The sequence below is a fragment of the Pararhizobium sp. DWP3-4 genome (genome assembly GCF_049898205.1).
Lineage (GTDB): Bacteria > Pseudomonadota > Alphaproteobacteria > Rhizobiales > Rhizobiaceae > Pararhizobium.
The window spans coordinates 103,363-119,778 of record NZ_JAFCXF010000009.1; the positions used below are offsets into that span (position 1 = coordinate 103,363).

Annotated in this window: 17 protein-coding genes; 11 read left to right on the forward strand and 6 right to left on the reverse strand. The window is 61.4% G+C overall.

What is annotated here, in order from left to right; translation table 11 throughout:
• The first annotated feature begins 109 nt into the window (after positions 1-109).
• Both ACP7E6_RS22055 and rplI read left to right on the forward strand, forming a co-directional pair.
• Positions 110-1,087, forward strand: a complete 978-nt coding sequence (locus ACP7E6_RS22055) for a DUF2232 domain-containing protein (RefSeq protein WP_426231857.1) — start codon at positions 110-112, stop codon at positions 1,085-1,087.
• Between the two features lie 25 nt (positions 1,088-1,112).
• A complete protein-coding gene (gene rplI / locus ACP7E6_RS22060) occupies positions 1,113-1,688 on the forward strand; it encodes a 50S ribosomal protein L9 (protein WP_426231858.1) in 576 nt (191 codons plus the stop codon).
• Between the two features lie 107 nt (positions 1,689-1,795).
• On the opposite strand, the gene ACP7E6_RS22065 is transcribed toward rplI, so the two are convergent.
• Genes ACP7E6_RS22065 through ACP7E6_RS22075 form a run of 3 tightly spaced genes read right to left on the reverse strand, consistent with a single transcriptional unit; the run spans position 1,796 to position 4,995 of the window.
• Positions 1,796-2,851: an HlyD family secretion protein gene (locus ACP7E6_RS22065; protein ID WP_426231859.1), complete on the reverse strand. Its 1,056-nt coding sequence runs from the start codon at positions 2,849-2,851 to the stop codon at positions 1,796-1,798.
• 19 nt (positions 2,852-2,870) lie between these two features.
• Positions 2,871-4,544 (reverse strand): MFS transporter, encoded by a 1,674-nt coding sequence (locus ACP7E6_RS22070; protein ID WP_426231860.1) that lies wholly within the window; start codon positions 4,542-4,544, stop codon positions 2,871-2,873.
• Positions 4,545-4,551: 7 nt separating this feature from the next.
• On the reverse strand, positions 4,552-4,995 hold the full coding sequence (locus ACP7E6_RS22075) for a MarR family winged helix-turn-helix transcriptional regulator (RefSeq protein WP_426231861.1): 444 nt from the start codon (positions 4,993-4,995) through the stop codon (positions 4,552-4,554).
• Between the two features lie 357 nt (positions 4,996-5,352).
• Here ACP7E6_RS22075 and ACP7E6_RS22080 point away from each other — a divergent pair, with 357 nt between their 5' ends.
• From ACP7E6_RS22080 to ACP7E6_RS22120, 9 genes are all read left to right on the forward strand, one after another.
• On the forward strand, positions 5,353-6,855 hold the full coding sequence (locus ACP7E6_RS22080) for a replicative DNA helicase (protein ID WP_426231862.1): 1,503 nt from the start codon (positions 5,353-5,355) through the stop codon (positions 6,853-6,855).
• A gap of 142 nt (positions 6,856-6,997) precedes the next feature.
• The gene (locus ACP7E6_RS22085) at positions 6,998-7,642 is read left to right on the forward strand and encodes a TerC family protein (protein ID WP_426231863.1); all 645 of its coding nucleotides are present in this window, start codon (positions 6,998-7,000) and stop codon (positions 7,640-7,642) included.
• A gap of 129 nt (positions 7,643-7,771) precedes the next feature.
• Entirely contained in the window at positions 7,772-8,935 is a 1,164-nt protein-coding gene (alr, locus tag ACP7E6_RS22090; protein ID WP_426231951.1) for an alanine racemase, read from the forward strand.
• A gap of 65 nt (positions 8,936-9,000) precedes the next feature.
• The gene (locus ACP7E6_RS22095; protein WP_426231864.1) at positions 9,001-9,315 is read left to right on the forward strand and encodes a type II toxin-antitoxin system ParD family antitoxin; all 315 of its coding nucleotides are present in this window, start codon (positions 9,001-9,003) and stop codon (positions 9,313-9,315) included.
• Positions 9,254-9,562 (forward strand): type II toxin-antitoxin system RelE/ParE family toxin, encoded by a 309-nt coding sequence (locus ACP7E6_RS22100; protein ID WP_426231865.1) that lies wholly within the window; start codon positions 9,254-9,256, stop codon positions 9,560-9,562. The genes ACP7E6_RS22095 and ACP7E6_RS22100 overlap by 62 nt, the downstream gene beginning before the upstream one ends.
• Entirely contained in the window at positions 9,562-10,965 is a 1,404-nt protein-coding gene (radA, locus tag ACP7E6_RS22105; protein ID WP_426231866.1) for a DNA repair protein RadA, read from the forward strand. The genes ACP7E6_RS22100 and radA overlap by 1 nt, the downstream gene beginning before the upstream one ends.
• 143 nt (positions 10,966-11,108) lie before the next feature.
• Positions 11,109-11,723 (forward strand): CvpA family protein, encoded by a 615-nt coding sequence (locus ACP7E6_RS22110; RefSeq protein WP_426231867.1) that lies wholly within the window; start codon positions 11,109-11,111, stop codon positions 11,721-11,723.
• A 251-nt stretch (positions 11,724-11,974) separates the two neighbouring features.
• Positions 11,975-13,465, forward strand: coding sequence for an amidophosphoribosyltransferase (purF, locus tag ACP7E6_RS22115; protein WP_426231868.1), 1,491 nt, complete (start codon positions 11,975-11,977; stop codon positions 13,463-13,465).
• Between the two features lie 131 nt (positions 13,466-13,596).
• Positions 13,597-14,337 carry an SDR family NAD(P)-dependent oxidoreductase gene (locus ACP7E6_RS22120; protein ID WP_037107202.1) on the forward strand — a complete coding sequence of 247 codons (741 nt, stop codon included), beginning with the start codon at positions 13,597-13,599 and terminating at the stop codon, positions 14,335-14,337.
• An 8-nt stretch (positions 14,338-14,345) separates the two neighbouring features.
• Here the strand turns inward: ACP7E6_RS22120 and ACP7E6_RS22125 are convergent, their stop codons facing one another.
• From ACP7E6_RS22125 to ACP7E6_RS22135, 3 genes are read right to left on the reverse strand one after another with little or no spacing between them, the layout of a single operon-like run.
• Entirely contained in the window at positions 14,346-14,753 is a 408-nt protein-coding gene (locus tag ACP7E6_RS22125) for a GFA family protein (RefSeq protein ID WP_426231869.1), read from the reverse strand.
• Between the two features lie 48 nt (positions 14,754-14,801).
• Positions 14,802-15,665 (reverse strand): CDP-diacylglycerol--serine O-phosphatidyltransferase, encoded by an 864-nt coding sequence (gene pssA / locus ACP7E6_RS22130; RefSeq protein WP_426231870.1) that lies wholly within the window; start codon positions 15,663-15,665, stop codon positions 14,802-14,804.
• Between the two features lie 32 nt (positions 15,666-15,697).
• Positions 15,698-16,396 carry a phosphatidylserine decarboxylase gene (locus ACP7E6_RS22135; protein ID WP_426231871.1) on the reverse strand — a complete coding sequence of 233 codons (699 nt, stop codon included), beginning with the start codon at positions 16,394-16,396 and terminating at the stop codon, positions 15,698-15,700.
• Between the last annotated feature and the right edge of the window lie 20 nt (positions 16,397-16,416).

Consider the following 16,416-nt stretch of genomic DNA (forward strand, 5'->3'; position numbering starts at 1 on the left):
GTTGGGCGTGGATCGGAAACACCGGCGCATTCAGCGCTAAAACCCATGTTGGGGCTTGGTTCCTTAGTAAGGAAACGCCTCTAACTGCTTGATAGCAGGACAGCGAACCGTGAAAACATTGGACCAGACATCGCTGTTGACCGGCGCATTCGCCGGCGTGACCGCCGCCTTGCTTTCGCTTGGCGCGAACACGCAGTCGTCGTTTGCGATCGTGCTCTATGCCGCGTCTGCGCTGCCGATCCTGATTGCCGGCCTTGGCTGGGGCAATACCGCGGCGATCACCGCCGTCGTCGTCGCCGGCCTGACGGGCACCGTGCTTGTCTCCCCCTATTTCGCCCTATTGATCGCCGTCATCACGCTGATCCCGGCCGCATGGCTCAGCCACCTTGCCAATCTGGCCCGGCCGGCATCCGAGCTTGGCGGACCGGATGGGGCGATGGCCTGGTATCCGCTCTCCGATATCCTCACCAATCTCGCCGTGCTGGTGACGATCGGCATGCTCATCGTCGGCGTCATCATCGGCTATGACGGCACCATGTCCGACCGGATGATCGATATCGTCATGGACGCGCTGAAGGCGCAGGAACCCGGCTACAATCCGGATGCCGCCTCGATCGCCCAGATCAAGTCGATCTTTTCCGCCGCTTTGCCGATGGTTCAGGGCGCCATCTGGGTGCTGATGCTGTTTGCCGCCTACTACATCGCCACCCGCATTGTCCAGACCTCCGGCAAGAGCCTGCGTCCGCGCGAAGACATGCCGTCGACGCTGCGCATGCACCGCTTCTCGATCTTCGCCTTCCTCGGCGGCCTGCTGCTCGCCTTCATGGGCGGCGTTCCGGCGATCGTCGGCGCACTCGTCTGCGGCACGTTCGGCGCCGGCTTCCTTTTGGCCGGCTTTGCCGTCTTTCATTTCCGCACACGCGGCAAGTCCTGGCGGCTTCCGGTGTTGTGGCTTGGCTATCTGTCGGTGCTGATCTTCACGATCCCGGCATTCTTCTTTCTGCTGTCGGGTCTGATGGACACGCGGCGCGCCATCGCGCTGTCACCGGCGGGGAAAACCACTGAGACTGAAACAAAAGACCTCTAAAACAGACAAACGAAAGGACACTATCATGCAAGTCATTCTTCTCGAACGCGTTGCCAAGCTCGGCCAGATGGGCGAGACCGTCAAAGTTCGCGACGGCTTTGCCCGTAACTACCTGCTGCCGCTCGGCAAGGCCCTGCGCGCCAACGAAGCCAACAAGAAGCGTTTCGAAGCCGAGCGTTCGACGCTTGAAGCCCGTAACCTCGAGCGCAAGTCCGAAGCCCAGACTGTTGCCGAAACCCTCGGCGGCAAGTCCTTCATCGTCGTCCGTTCGGCCGGCGAAACCGGTCAGCTCTACGGTTCGGTCGCTGCTCGCGACATCGTCGACGTTCTGGCTGCCGAAGGCTTCAACATCGGCCGCAACCAGGTCGATCTCAACAACCCGATCAAGACCATTGGCCTGCACGAAGTCGTGCTGCACCTCCACGCCGAAGTCGAAATCAAGATTCAGATCAACGTTGCCCGTTCGGCCGAAGAAGCAGAACGCCAGCAGAAGGGCGAAAGCCTGACATCGGCCGACGCCATCTACGGCGTTGACGAAGATGCCCTGAAGCCGGAAGACTTCTTCAACCCGGAAGCCGAATTCGACGGCGAAGACGAGTAATCGTCAGAGCGACGGGCACCTTCGCGGTGCCCCGTTCGCCTCATAGACAAAACGAAAAGCCCGCGATTGATATCGCGGGCTTTTCGCATTTCATGGGATGATCGCCGTTACTTGACGGCCTGCGGCTTGGCCGCCTTGTCGATATGAACTTCCACCGACATGCCCGGCGCCAAAGCGTCTGCCAGCGGCTGGCCGGGATCGATCGAGACGCGGACGCCGACACGCTGGGCGACCTTGGTGAAATTGCCGGTGGCATTGTCGGCGCGGATGACGCTGAACTCGGAGCCTGCGGCGGGCGAGAACCGCTCGACATGGCCGTTCAATCGTGCCTTGTTGAGCGCATCGACAGTAAACACCACAGGCTGACCGATCTTCATGCCGTCGAGCTGGGTTTCCTTGAAATTGGCGATGATCCAGACATCCTTCGGGACGATGGCCATCAGCTGCGTGCCAGCGGTGACATACTGGCCGAGCCGCGCACCGACCTCGCCGAGCGTGCCGTCCTGCGGTGCCGTGATGGTGGTATTGTCGAGATCGATCTGCGCCAGCTGAACGGCAGCTTCGGCGCTGCGCACCGCCGCCTCAAGCCCCGCCCGCGAGCCGATGGTGGTGGCAAGGTTCTGGCGGGACACTTCGATGGCCGCCGTCGCCTGATCGACACCTGCCCTTCCCTGTTCAAGGGTTGCCCGTGCCGTATCGAGATCGACCGATGTGGCGATGCCCTTTTCCGCCAGCGGCTTGATACGGTCCCACGCCTGCTGGGCCCGCGTCAGCGTCGCGACGGCACTGTCGCGTTGCGCCTCGCTGGCAGCGATGCTGGCCTTTGCCGAAAGCTCCTGCTGATAGGAGTTTGACAGCGACGCCTTCTGCGTATCCAGCGTGCCCTTGGCCTGCGCCAGCTTCTGGGCATAGATCCGGTCGTCGATCTTCAGCAGAACCTGCCCTGCCCTGACCGCCTCATAGTCCTTGACCGGGACCGCGGCGACATAGCCGGACAGCTGCGGGCTGACGATGGTCACATAACCGCGGACATAGGCGTTGTCGGTCATCTCGACGGTGGTGGCGAATGGCGGCAGCCGCCAGGCATAGAGAACCAGGAGCACGCCGGCAAAACCGGCCAGCAGCGTCAGGATAGTGGTTGGGGAACGCAGTGTTTTCAGCATCAAATATACTCTGGACGGATCAGGACTGGGCGGCAACTGCAGGTGCAGTTGACGTGTGCGGAATAAGACGCTGCCAGGCCAGATGGCTAAGCAGAAGGACGAGACCGGTAGCGGATGCAATGGCAATGACCAGGAACGCGTCGTTATAGGCAAGGACATTGGCTTCGCGCGTCACCTGCTGGCCAAGCAATTGCAGGCCTTCGGCATTCAGCAGTGACTTGTCGGCGATGACTTTGCCATAGGACCCCGAGAGTTGCGACACGCGCTGGGCGACGAAGGGATTGGTGAGCAGGATATGCTCGACCAGGACGTTGGAATGGAACTTTTCCCGCAGCGTTACGAACGTACCGAGTGCTGCCTGCGCAACGAGGGCGCCAATGCTCTGGGTGAACAGGAAGATCACCAGAAAATTGACGAGGAAGGGGGCGCCCTTGGCGAGCGCAGTAGCAAATCCCTTCGACATGACCGGCGGAAGGAACATGGCGGCGCCCGCAGCAACCATCGCCTGGCTGAGGTACATCTGCTCCGGCCGGGTGAGGCTGGTCGACTGGCTATCGAGGAAAGCACCGGTGGCGATCAATACCAGTGCCAGCACATGCGCCGTTTCGACATAGCGTGTCAGCATCAGAACCGTGCAGACCAGCCCACCGGCGATCGACGCCAGAAGGATGATCGCATACATGGTCTGCGTCTGGTCGTTGAGCAAGCCCAGCTGCATGTAGAAATTTGCCGCCGTCGTCGTCTGCTCGGAGCTGACGACGCGAAACAAAAGCAGGATGCCGGCCATGTGCATGTTCTCTCTCGAGAAGACCCAGCGCAGATCGATCAACGGCATTTTGCGGGGCAATTCAAGAGCAACCATCAGCGTCAACGCGGCGATGGATCCGGCCAACAGCAGCCCGAGCCACGGCACCTCGAACCACCAGTAGAGCCGCCCAAGCGTCAGGAAAACGGCGAGACAGCCGAAACCGATGGCAAGCAGCAGATAGCTGAGGATATCCATCTTCTGGATGACGTTGGCACGGGGCGGCGGCGTCAGCGGCAGAAGGTAGACGACCGGCAGCGCCATCAGCGCCAGCCCCATTTCGAACGTATAGAGCGCATGCCAGCCGCCGAGATCCATCAGCGGCGGCGAGATGATGCGGGCGATCGGCGCCGAAAGCGTCGTGTTCATCAAGGCAAGGCTGAGACCCACCGACAGCTTGCGGGCCGCCGGAAACGCTTCAAGCATATAGAGGAAGCCGAGCGTCGACAGAGGCGCTGCGGCCATGCCGCTGAGGAACCGGACGACGGTTGCCGAATGCAGGTCGGAGACGAAGAGATTGAGAACGGAGGCAAGCACGAAACAGACGATGCTGAGTTCGGCGAACCGCCGAAGACCGTACTGCATCCGGATCTTGAACAGGGCAATCGACATCGACGCATAGGGGGCGATATAGGCGGCCGAGAGCCAGGCGATTTCCGATGTCGTTGCCGAGAGCGAACCCTGAAGCTGGTAGATGTTGGCGTTGAGCAGGTTCATGCCCAACCCTTGCGTCAGGAACAGCAGCAGCGATGACGCCATATAGATGGCGGCCCTTGCCGGGCGCATCGGTTCTGGCGGTGGCTGAATGGGTTGCAGCACGGGCTCGGCGGCCGGCGCTTCGGGCGCGATGCGGTTGTCGTTCGCGCTGCCTGGGGCCACCTTGCTCATCTGCCGCTCAATCCCTGCCGATGGAAACAAGATTGCCGGCCATCAGGCTGACAACCTGCAAGGCGATGGCCTTGTCCTTGTTATCGACGCCGCCCAGAACCTGTTCGCGGATCTCGCAAGCCAGCTTGTCGATTTCGCCGGCGATGTCGCGGCCACGGGCTGTCATGTGGATCTGCTTGGCCCGCCGGTCGGTTGCCTCGACCCGCCGCTCGATGAACCCCTGCTTCTCCATGCCGTCCAGCAGGCGCACGATCGTCGGCGTTTCGATGCCGAGTTCGTCAGCCAGTTCGCGCTGGTTGAGGCCGTCGCGCTTCGACAGGGCAAACAGGGCCTTCGCACGCGACAGCGTCAGTCCCCGCTCCTTCACCCGTGCATCAAACAGCGCCCGCAGCTTGCGGTTCACCGAAGCCAGCGCATCGAAGAGTTCGCGGTTAACGGCAGAGTTGAGCATTTCGTACCTTTTTCATATTAGTAGTATACTACCTATTTCCATCCTATTTAGTTGAACGATGCCCGTCTTTCAAGCCGCTGATCCGGTCCGGGCCAAAAACCGTGTAAACCGCCGCCAACCGGGCTAGAATGCGGAAATCCATTGGCGGACACCGATTCGGATGAAATCCGGTCAATAGGAAATAGCGCCATCGACAGATTTTTCGAGTTCGACCATAAGCCCCTGTGAACAACGGTGACGGCTTGCCACTGCTGCCAATGCGGCGGCCACTGTTGCAGCCAGGTCATTGACGCTTGGCGGCAAGACCCGCACACCGGTAGCACACCAGAGAATGACGACAGACAGAGACGGGACGCCATGAACGAGATCGCGCGCAAATTTGCACCCATCGCCAAGGATCAGGCCGAAGCACAGTATCGCGAGGCGCCGAACAACCTTGAAGCGGAACAGGCGTTGCTGGGCGCTATCCTCGTCAACAACGACGCCTTCTACCGAGTCTCGGACTTTCTGAAGCCCGTCCATCTCAACGAACCCCTGCACCGCAAGATTTTCGAGGTCGCCGGCGACATCATCCGCATGGGCAAGACGGCCAATCCGGTGACCATCAAGACCTTCCTGAAGGCCGACGAGAAAGTCGGCGACATGACGGTGGCGCAATATCTCGCCCGCCTCGCCTCCGAAGCTGTCTCGATCATCAATGCGGAAGACTACGGCCGGGCGATCTACGATCTGGCGCTGCGCCGCTCGCTGATCACCATCGGCGAGGACATGGTCAACATCGCCTATGACGCGCCGCTCGACATGCCGCCGCAGAGCCAGATCGAAGACGCCGAACGCCGTCTGTTCGAACTGGCCGAAACCGGCCGCTACGACGGTGGCTTCCAGGCTTTCAATGACGCCGTGGCATTGGCGATCGACATGGCCGGGCAGGCCTTCGAGCGCGACGGTCACCTTTCCGGCATCTCCAGCGGCATCCAGTCGCTCGATGCCCGCATGGGCGGCCTGCAGCGTTCCGACTTGATCGTGCTGGCCGGACGCCCGGGCATGGGCAAGACCTCGCTTGCCACCAACATCGCCTGGAACGTTGCGCATGCCTATGAACCGGAGGTTCAGGCCGACGGATCGTTCAAGGCGCGCAACGGCGGCGTCGTCGGTTTCTATTCGCTCGAAATGTCCTCCGAACAGCTGGCCACGCGTATCATTTCCGAGCAGACCGACGTGTCGTCGTCCAAGATCCGACGCGGTGACATTTCCGAGGCCGAGTTCGAGAAGCTGGTCGGCTTTTCCCAGACGATGCAGAAGACGCCGCTCTATATCGACCAGACCGGTGGTATCTCGATCGCCCAGCTTTCCGCCCGTGCCCGCCGCCTGAAGCGCCAGCGCGGCCTTGATTGCCTGGTGGTGGACTATATCCAGCTGATGACCGGCTCGGGCAAGTCGGGCGACAACCGCGTGCAGGAAATCACCCAGATCACCACGGGCCTGAAGGCGCTCGGTAAGGAACTGAACGTGCCGATCATCGCGCTGTCGCAGCTCTCCCGTCAGGTGGAAAGCCGCGAGGACAAGCGCCCGCAGCTCTCCGACCTTCGTGAATCCGGCTCGATCGAGCAGGACGCCGACGTCGTGCTGTTCGTGTTCCGCGAGGAATATTACGTGAAGAACATGGAGCCGCGCGACGAGTTCGACCCGAAATACGAAGAGTGGAAGCAGAAGTTCGAAGCGGTCAAGGGCACCGCAGACGTGATCATCGCCAAGCAGCGCCACGGGCCGACCGGCACGGTCAAGCTCGCCTTCCAGGCGGAGTTTACCCGCTTCACCGATCTCGCCGATCCGTCGTTCACCCAATACGAGGAACACTGACCGGCGAAAAATGCCGCCGAACCCCAGAACGGTCACTGGCCGTGTTGCAAATCTCCAGGCATGCGGTTAAGCGGAAAGAAATTTAGCAAAGCCTTCGCGGCATTTTGCCGCGATTATTGTCATCAGCCTGGGGAATCTGTTCATGGAAGCTTTTATCGCGCTGCTGCAAGTGCTTGCGATCGACCTTGTTCTGGCTGGCGACAATGCCATCGTTATCGGTCTTGCGGCAGCCGGACTTCCCAAGGAACAGCGCGGCAAGGCCATCCTGATCGGCATCGCCGCTGCCACAGTCCTGCGCATCATCTTCGCCCTCCTCGCAACCCAGCTGCTGCAGATCCTCGGCCTGCTCCTGGTCGGCGGCATCCTGCTGCTCTGGGTCTGCTGGAAGATGTGGCGCGAGCTGCGGACGTCTGCGAAGGAAGAAAACGAGGGCCTGGAAACGCTGACCGGCGAAGACATGGACAAGAGTGGCACCGTCGGCAACGGCGCGCCGCGCAAGACGCTGAAACAGGCGGCCCTGCAGATCGTCATTGCCGACGTCTCCATGTCGCTCGACAACGTTCTGGCCGTTGCCGGTGCCGCGCGCGAGCACCCGAACATCCTCATTCTCGGGCTTGCGGTATCGGTGGCGCTGATGGGCATCGCCGCATCGTTTATCGCCAAGCTGCTGCACAGGTTCCCCTGGGTCTCCTATCTCGGCCTTGCCATCATCCTCTTCGTCGCGCTGAAGATGATCTACGAGGGCTTTATGGAAGTTGAGCCGCTGATCACATCGTCTCTGATGTAGTCGGCCCCTTGGCTGAAAGACGGTGAGGCCTCCCGCCTGCAACGACAATCCGCGACCTCTTCGACAGCGTTCGCGGATTGGCAACGGAGGCGATTGCAGCCGCTGCCGCTTGGCTGTATTTCTCTCGACATGGCCAATTTGCACACTCCCCTTTTCGCCGATCCTGCCTTTGAGGCTGCATCCAACCGCCTGACCATCGACCTCGGTGCGCTTGCCGACAATTGGCGTCATATGGACAGGCTGTCCGGCAAGGCGCGGGCGGCAGCGGTTATGAAAGCCAACGCCTATGGTATCGGCATCGAGCCGGCGGCACGGACGCTCTACGCCGCCGGTGCGCGGGATTTCTTCGTCGCCAGCGTCGAGGAAGGCGTGGCGCTTCGCCCGATCGTGCCGGACGCACGCATCCACATTCTTGCCGGCATGTGGCCTGGCAACGAACAGCTGTTCTTCGACAATGGCCTTGTGCCGATCATCAACTCCGAGGAACAACTGGCTTTCTTCATGTCGGTGCTGTCGCAGCGCGGCGATCACCCTTGCGTGCTGCATGTCGATACCGGCATGAACCGCCTGGGGCTGACGCGTGATGAAGCGCTGGCGCTGGCCGGTGATCCTGCCCGCCCGGCAAGCTTCTCGCCCGTTCTGGTGATGAGCCATCTCGCCTGCGCCGACGATCAGGCGCATCCGCTGAACCGGAGACAGCTCGAATCATTCCGGGCGGTTACTGCCGCTTTCGAAGGCATCGAATCAAGCCTTGCCAATTCGGCCGGCATTCATCTTGGGTCCGATTTTCATTTCGACATGACCCGGCCGGGGATCGCCACCTATGGCGGCGAAGCCGTCAACGGCTTGGCCAATCCGATGAAACCGGTGGTGACGGCCGAGGCACGCATCCTGCAGATCCGCCGTGTTCGAACCGGCGAGACCGCAAGCTATGGCGGCTCGGCGCAGTTTGCCCGCGACAGCCGCGTGGCGATCGTCGCCATCGGCTACGCCGACGGCTATCACCGTTCGGTCTCCGGCGGCGGCGTCACCCTGCGCCAGGCGACACCGTCAGGCGCCTACGGCTTCCTGCATGGCAGACAAGTGCCGCATCTCGGCCGCGTCACCATGGACCTCAGCCTGTTCGACATCACCGACTTCGCCGACAATGCCGTCCGGCCCGGCGACTATATCGAACTGTTCGGCAACAATGTCGCCGTCGATGATGTTGCCCGTGCTGGCGGCACGATCGGCTACGAGATGCTGACCAGCCTTGGGAAGCGGTATGAGCGTGCGTATATCGAGGCCGAATAGCTTTTCGAGATTGCGGCTTGGAATCCGGAAAATGATGTTCTAAACTGGAACAAAAGGAGATCATCATGTCTGATATCCAATTGAGTGATGAAGATCGCGCGTTTATCGATGAAGAGGTTCGTGCTGGCGTCTACAGGGATGCTGATCAGGCTGTTCATGCTGGCTTACGGCTTCTAAGAAGCAAGGAAGGCAAAATCGCCGAATTCCGGCGGCTGATCCAAGAAGGCATCGACGATGTTGAAGCCGGACGAGTCATTGAATTCGAAAGCGCTGACGATTTGACACGCTATATTATGAATATGTCTGAGGGCGAACGGGATGCGGCAGCGCAAACTGAAATTAACCCCGCGCGCGCTTCGCGACCTTCGCGACGTCTATGAATACATAGCGCTCATCGATCCTATAAGTGCAAAACGCTTCGTCAGCCGGATCAACGTCAAGATGGAGTGGATCGCCAAAAGTGGCCTGACAGGCGTTGCGCGCGACTTCATCCCCGGCCTCCGAGCCTTCCCGTATCGGGATCGATGCATCTACTTCCTTGCGGATAATTCTACTATGACGGTCCTGCGTATCCTCCATGGCCGCCAGGACATTACCTCTGAAAACTTCCCCGAAAGCGAAATTTGATGGCGAAAGCCCGGACACAATTTATCTGCCAGAACTGCGGTACCATTCACGCCCGGTGGGTGGGGAAATGCGAAGGCTGCAACCAGTGGAACACGATCGTCGAGGAAGACCCGATGGGCGGCATCGGCGGTGGCCCCGGCCGGACGCCGAAGAAGGGCCGCCCCGTGGCGCTGACGACGTTGTCTGGCGAGATCGAGGACGCGCCGCGCATCATGACGGGGATTTCCGAGCTTGACCGGGCAACCGGCGGGGGGTTCGTGCGCGGCTCGGCGGTGCTGATCGGCGGCGATCCCGGCATTGGCAAGTCGACGGTGCTGATGCAGGCAGCCGCCGCCCTGTCTCGCCAGGGGCATCGGGTCATCTATGTTTCCGGCGAAGAGGCGGTTGCGCAGGTGCGGTTGCGGGCGCAGCGGCTGGGGGCTGCCGATACCGAGGTGCTGCTGGCCGCCGAGACCAATGTCGAGGATATTCTGGCGACGCTCGGCGAAGGCAAGCGGCCGGATCTTGCCATCATCGATTCGATCCAGACGCTGTGGAGCGACACTGCCGATTCGGCGCCCGGCACGGTGACGCAGGTGCGCACCGGCGTTCAGGCGATGATCCGCTTTGCCAAGCAGACGGGTGCAGCCATCGTTCTGGTCGGCCATGTCACCAAGGACGGTCAGATCGCCGGACCGCGCGTCGTCGAGCATATGGTCGATGCGGTGCTCTATTTCGAGGGCGACCGCGGCCATCATTACCGCATCCTTCGGACCGTGAAGAACCGCTTTGGCCCGACCGACGAGATCGGCGTGTTCGAAATGTCCGACAAGGGCCTGCGCGAAGTCACCAATCCGTCGGAACTGTTTCTCGGCGAGCGCAACTCGAAATCGCCGGGTGCTGCGGTCTTTGCCGGCATGGAGGGAACGCGGCCGGTGCTGGTCGAGGTGCAGGCGCTGGTGGCGCCGACATCGCTCGGGACGCCGCGCCGTGCCGTCGTGGGCTGGGACTCGGCCCGGCTGTCGATGATCCTTGCCGTGCTTGAGGCTCATTGCGGCGTCAGGCTCGGCCAGCACGATGTTTATCTGAATATTGCCGGCGGATACCGGATTTCGGAGCCTGCAGCCGATCTTGCGGTCGCTTCCGCATTGGTTTCCTCGCTTGCCGGTCTTGCCCTTCCCTCCGATTGCGTCTATTTCGGCGAAGTCAGTCTGTCCGGGGCCATCCGGCCGGTTGCGCATACCGCCCAGCGCCTTAAAGAAGCCGAAAAACTCGGCTTTTCACAGGCCGTCCTGCCTGCTGCTTCCGCCGACCTGCCCAAGGGCAGCGGCATGAGCTGGGCCGAGATGGAAAGCCTGCCGGATCTGGTGGCGCGCATTGCCGGCTCGAAGGGAGCCCTGAAGCAGGCCGACAATGATGATTGAGGAGGCCGCCGCTTAAAAATGGCGAATTCCGGTGAAAACAGTGTTCAATCATGGACCATCGAAAGACGCCTCTCGCGTCATCATATATGGTTCGCGGACAATCAGCGTGAGGTCGCTTCAAGGCGGTTTCGGAGTAGGACAATATGCCCATTACAATTCTCGACGGTATCGTTCTCGGCGTCGCGCTTTTCTCGGCCATCCTGGCCATGGTTCGCGGCTTCTCCCGGGAAGTTCTGTCGGTCGCAAGCTGGCTCGGCGCCGCGGCTGCCGCCTATTTCCTCTACCCGTACCTGTTGCCCTACGCCAAGAACTACACCAGCAGCGATACGGTCGCGATGATCGGCTCGGCCGGCGTCGTCTTCCTGGTTGCGCTGATCATCGTCTCGTTCATCACCATGCGGATCGCCGATTTCATCATCGACAGCCGTATCGGGGCGCTGGACCGGACACTCGGCTTCCTGTTCGGCGCTGCACGCGGCGTCCTGCTCGTCGTCGTCGCCATGCTGTTTTTCAACTGGCTGGTGGCGCCGCAGCAGCAGCCGGTCTGGGTCACGACCGCCAAATCCAAACCGCTGCTCGACAATCTCGGCGGCAAGCTGATCGCGCTCCTGCCTGAAAATGCCGATGCCACCATCCTCGACCGCCTGCGCGGCAAGGATACGACCGGCGAAGGCGAGAGCGAAGGCACCGGCGGCACGACCACCCAGCCTCCGGCTGAAGAAACGCCTACCACCAACGGTACAGCGACCAACGGCTAAGGCCGAACGATAGAATGAGGGCCCGCTTTTGCGGGCTCTGTCCATTTTGCAATGATGATATGTGAAACCCTCAGGCCTTATTGGCTTGAAGGCCCACTGAATAATTCTTAAATCGGAACCGATTTGAGAATTATCCAGGAAACTGAAAGTGCTACAGCGACCTTTGCGCGTCGTGAATGACGCGCGGCGCTGTAGAGACCCAATACGATATGCCAAACGCGTTCCAGCCGTTAACACAAAGGCCAACAGCGATGACCCATTTGCGAGCCGCGGAAATTCACGATGAAATGGATGGCGATACGCTGCATGAGGAATGCGGTGTGTTCGGCATTCTGGGACATCCGGATGCGGCGGCGCTCACCGCGCTCGGGCTGCACGCGCTGCAGCATCGCGGCCAGGAAGCCGCCGGTATCGTCACTTTCGACGGCAAGCAGTTCCACACAGAAAAGCGCATGGGCCTTGTCGGCGATCACTATACCGACCCGGCGATCCTGGCAAAGCTGCCCGGCACCATCTCGATCGGCCACACGCGCTACTCGACCACGGGCGAAGTGGCGCTGCGCAACGTGCAGCCACTGTTTGCCGAGCTTGAAGTCGGTGGCATCGCCATTGCCCATAACGGCAACTTCACCAACGGCCTGACGATGCGCCGCCAGATCATCGCCACCGGCGCCATCTGTCAGTCAACATCCGACACCGAAGTCGTCCTCCATCTCATCGCCCGCTCGCGTCATACCTCCACGGCCGACCGTTTCATCGATGCCATCCGGCAGATGGAAGGCGGCTATTCGATGCTGGCCATGACCCGCACCAAGCTGATCGCCGCCCGCGACCCCACCGGCATCCGGCCGCTGGTGATGGGCGAGCTCGACGGCAAGCCGATCTTCTGCTCGGAAACCTGCGCACTCGACATCATCGGCGCAAAGTACATTCGCGACGTTGAAAACGGCGAAGTGATCATCTGCGAAATCCAGGCGGATGGTTCGATCCAGATCGATGCGCGCAAGCCGGTCAATCCGCAGCCGGAACGGCTCTGCCTGTTCGAATATGTCTATTTCGCCCGCCCCGATTCGGTGGTCGGCGGCCGCAACGTCTATGTGGCGCGCAAGAACATGGGCATCAACCTTGCCAAGGAATCGCCGGTCGAGGCCGATGTGGTCGTTCCCGTTCCGGACGGCGGCACCCCCGCGGCGATCGGTTATGCGCAGGCGAGCGGCATTCCTTTCGAACTTGGCATCATCCGCAACCACTATGTCGGGCGCACCTTCATCGAGCCGACACAGTCGATCCGTGCCTTCGGCGTCAAGCTGAAGCACTCCGCAAATCGCGCCATGATCGAAGGCAAGCGCGTCGTGCTGGTCGATGATTCGATCGTGCGCGGCACCACGTCGCTGAAGATCGTTCAGATGATCCGCGATGCCGGTGCAACGGAAGTGCACATCCGCGTTGCCAGCCCGATGATCTTCTATCCCGACTTCTACGGCATCGACACGCCGAATGCCGACAAGCTGCTCGCCAACCAGTACACCGACATCAAGGCGATGGCGAAGTTCATCGGTGCCGATTCGCTGGAATTCCTGACGATCGACGGGCTGTACCGCGCCGTCGGCGGCGAAGACCGCAACAATGCCCGCCCGCAGTTCACCGACCACTATTTCACCGGCGACTATCCGACGCGGCTTCTCGACAAGAACGGCGATACGACAAGCCCGAAATTGTCGATGCTCGCGAGCAATGGCTGAACCACTCGCCTGAGCCCGAAAGGGCTTGAGGAAGAGCGCTTGCCGCCCTGAACATTCGGTTCCTGACTTGCGTCAGAACCCGGACGTGTGGCACAGCAAGCCCGCATCAATGAATTCGGAGCCACCCAGACATGATCGATCTCAAGGGGCGCATAGCCTTGGTCACCGGCGCATCGCGCGGCATCGGCTATTTCACAGCGCTTGAACTGGCCAAGGCCGGCGCGCAGGTGATCGCCTGCGCCCGCACGGTCGGCGGGCTGGAAGACCTTGACGACGCGATCAAGTCGGCTGGCGGACTGCCCGCGACACTGGTTCCCTTCGACCTTGCCGACATGGCCGCGATCGACAAGCTCGGCGGCGCCATCAACGAGCGTTGGGGCAAGCTCGACATTCTCGTCGCCAATGCCGGCGTTCTCGGCGTCATCTCCCCCGTCGGCCATGTCGAGGCCAAGGTGTTCGAAAAGGTCATGACCGTCAACGTCACGGCCACCTGGCGGCTGATACGGTCCGTCGATCCGTTGCTGCAGCAATCCGATGCCGGCCGAGCGCTGATCCTGTCTTCAAGCGCCGCCCACAAGTGCAAGCCGTTCTGGGGGCCCTACTCCGCCTCCAAGGCCGCTGTCGAGGCGCTGGCACGCACCTGGGCCGGTGAAACGCAGCGCCTGCCGCTGCGCATCCTCTCGGTCGATCCGGGTGCCACCCGCACGGCCATGCGCGCCCAGGCCATTCCGGGCGAAGATCCTTCGACCGTACCGCACCCGTCCGAGGTCGCGGCAAAGCTCCTGCCGCTGGTCGGCCCGGATCAGACGGAAACCGGCAAGCTGTTCATCGTCCGCGAAAACCGCATCGTCGATTACCGCCTGCCGGACTGACCTTCAGATCAGACCGGATCTTTGTCAAAAATGGTGATGCCCGCCGGCAACTGAACCCAGGAGTGCCTGCGACAGGTGTAAACCGAGTCCTGCGGGGCCGGAAAATCCGGGTCGGCGAAACCGCCGACCGCGACAGCCACCGAGACTTGATCCACCTCTTCTTCAGTGTGAAACAGATTTGTTCCACAGACAGGGCAGAAGCGAAACCGGAACCGGGCGCCCTGATCGCCCGTCCGGACATAATCCTTAGCCGTTCCGAAAACCGTATAGGGCACCGCAAATGCGGCCAGTGCTGCAAAGACACTGCCTGTTCGCCGCTGGCAGGCAAGGCAGTGGCAGACGCCAACACCCAGCGGCTCGCCGTGCACTTCTATCTGCAACTGGCCGCAACCACAGGACGCTCGTCTGGACAGCATGAAACACCTCGTCAGGCTGCAAGCGCTGATCGCCAGCCAAACAGCCGCTTACAAACTTTTGTCCAATGGCAGGCCATCTTCCCCCGGCGTTGACAGATCAGGGTGCCCAGGCCACTTGCTGCCGTATTTCTTGTGCCAGGCGCGTGCGCCGAACGGCAATGTCAGCAGGTAGCCGACGGCGGTGACGACCATGGTTTCCCAGGTAAAGCTCATCAGCGTCGCGACATAAAGGACGACGAACAGGATGACGGGGAGAACCAGATCGCGGCGAACGCGGTTTTCGGACTTGCCCGACCAGACCGGCAGCCGGCTGACGAGCAGGAAGGCGATCAGCACCGTGTAGGCAGAGGATATCAGGCCCATAACATGGTCCGGCTCTACACCGAGCAGCCCGAGATAGACCGGAAGCAGCACCAGCATGGCGCCAGCCGGGGCCGGTACGCCGACAAAGTATTCCGATTGCCACTTGGCCTTGATATCGCGCTCGGCCATGACGTTGAAGCGGGCAAGACGCAGACCGGCGGCGATGACGTAGATCAGCGCGGCGATCCACCCGATCGATCGGGCTTCGTCCAGCACATAGGCGAACAGAACCAGAGCCGGAGCGACGCCGAAATTGACGATATCGGCCAGCGAATCCATCTGAACGCCGAATTTCGACGTGGCCTTCAAGAGACGGGCGACACGGCCGTCGATACCGTCGAGGAAAGCTGCGACCAGCACCATGGCCACCGCAAGCTCGAAGCGCCCTTCGAAGGCGAGGCGAACGCCCGAAAGCCCGGCGCAGATGGCCAGCACCGTGATGACATTGGGGACGAGCATCCGCAGCGGAATTTCCCGCAGGCGCGGCCCGCGCGCTTCATCGTCGTCGTTCGGGCCGTGCGGTTCAAAGGGCGGAAAGGGTGTTTCCATGATCTGTTCCTGTTTCGCTGAAGGCTCGTCCATCAGCCGCGCCGGCTGATCACGGGTCCCTTGGCGGAGCCGAATTCCGCCAGAACGGTTTCGCCGGCAATGGCGGTCTGGCCAAGGCTGACGCGGGGCTCGGCGCCTTCCGGCAGGAAGACATCAAGACGCGAGCCGAACCGGATGAGGCCGAAGCGTTCGCCGGCCTGCAGCGTGTCGTTGGGGACGGACCAGCAGACGATGCGGCGGGCGACGAGGCCGGCAATTTGGACAACGCCGATTTCGCCATGGGCGGTATCGATGACCAGGCCGTTGCGCTCGTTTTCGTGGCTCGCCTTGTCGAGTTCCGCATTGACGAATTTGCCCGCGCGATAGGCGATGCGGCGGATGGTCCCCCGCACGGGCGCACGGTTCACATGGCAATTGAAGACGTTCATGAACACGGTGATGCGCAGCATCGGTACCGTACCGAGCCCAAGCTCTTCCGGCGGCGTCATCATCGCGATCGACGAGACGCGGCCATCGGCCGGGCTGATGACGAGGTCATCGTCAAGCGGCGTCATGCGTTCGGGATCGCGGAAGAAATAGGCGCACCAGGCCGTCAGGATGAAGCCGATCCACATCAGCGGCTCCCAGAGAAAGCCGAGAACCAGCGAAACGACGAAGAAACCGGCGATGAAGGGATATCCTTCCTTGTGCACCGGAACCAGCGTGTTGCGCACCGTATTGATCAAGCTCATGAACTCATGTCTCCATATTT

Excerpts from the sequence above, each read along its gene's own strand:
- rplI (WP_426231858.1), top strand. The coding sequence starts at position 1,113 with ATGCAAGTCATTCTTCTCGAACGCGTTGCCAAGCTCGGCCAGATGGGC.
- ACP7E6_RS22065 (WP_426231859.1), bottom strand. The coding sequence starts at position 2,851 with ATGCTGAAAACACTGCGTTCCCCAACCACTATCCTGACGCTGCTGGCC.
- ACP7E6_RS22070 (WP_426231860.1), bottom strand. The coding sequence starts at position 4,544 with ATGAGCAAGGTGGCCCCAGGCAGCGCGAACGACAACCGCATCGCGCCC.
- ACP7E6_RS22075 (WP_426231861.1), bottom strand. The coding sequence starts at position 4,995 with ATGCTCAACTCTGCCGTTAACCGCGAACTCTTCGATGCGCTGGCTTCG.
- ACP7E6_RS22080 (WP_426231862.1), top strand. The coding sequence starts at position 5,353 with ATGAACGAGATCGCGCGCAAATTTGCACCCATCGCCAAGGATCAGGCC.
- ACP7E6_RS22085 (WP_426231863.1), top strand. The coding sequence starts at position 6,998 with ATGGAAGCTTTTATCGCGCTGCTGCAAGTGCTTGCGATCGACCTTGTT.
- alr (WP_426231951.1), top strand. The coding sequence starts at position 7,772 with ATGGCCAATTTGCACACTCCCCTTTTCGCCGATCCTGCCTTTGAGGCT.
- ACP7E6_RS22095 (WP_426231864.1), top strand. The coding sequence starts at position 9,001 with ATGTCTGATATCCAATTGAGTGATGAAGATCGCGCGTTTATCGATGAA.
- ACP7E6_RS22100 (WP_426231865.1), top strand. The coding sequence starts at position 9,254 with ATGCGGCAGCGCAAACTGAAATTAACCCCGCGCGCGCTTCGCGACCTT.
- radA (WP_426231866.1), top strand. The coding sequence starts at position 9,562 with ATGGCGAAAGCCCGGACACAATTTATCTGCCAGAACTGCGGTACCATT.
- ACP7E6_RS22110 (WP_426231867.1), top strand. The coding sequence starts at position 11,109 with ATGCCCATTACAATTCTCGACGGTATCGTTCTCGGCGTCGCGCTTTTC.
- purF (WP_426231868.1), top strand. The coding sequence starts at position 11,975 with ATGACCCATTTGCGAGCCGCGGAAATTCACGATGAAATGGATGGCGAT.
- ACP7E6_RS22120 (WP_037107202.1), top strand. The coding sequence starts at position 13,597 with ATGATCGATCTCAAGGGGCGCATAGCCTTGGTCACCGGCGCATCGCGC.
- ACP7E6_RS22125 (WP_426231869.1), bottom strand. The coding sequence starts at position 14,753 with ATGCTGTCCAGACGAGCGTCCTGTGGTTGCGGCCAGTTGCAGATAGAA.
- pssA (WP_426231870.1), bottom strand. The coding sequence starts at position 15,665 with ATGGAAACACCCTTTCCGCCCTTTGAACCGCACGGCCCGAACGACGAC.
- ACP7E6_RS22135 (WP_426231871.1), bottom strand. The coding sequence starts at position 16,396 with ATGAGCTTGATCAATACGGTGCGCAACACGCTGGTTCCGGTGCACAAG.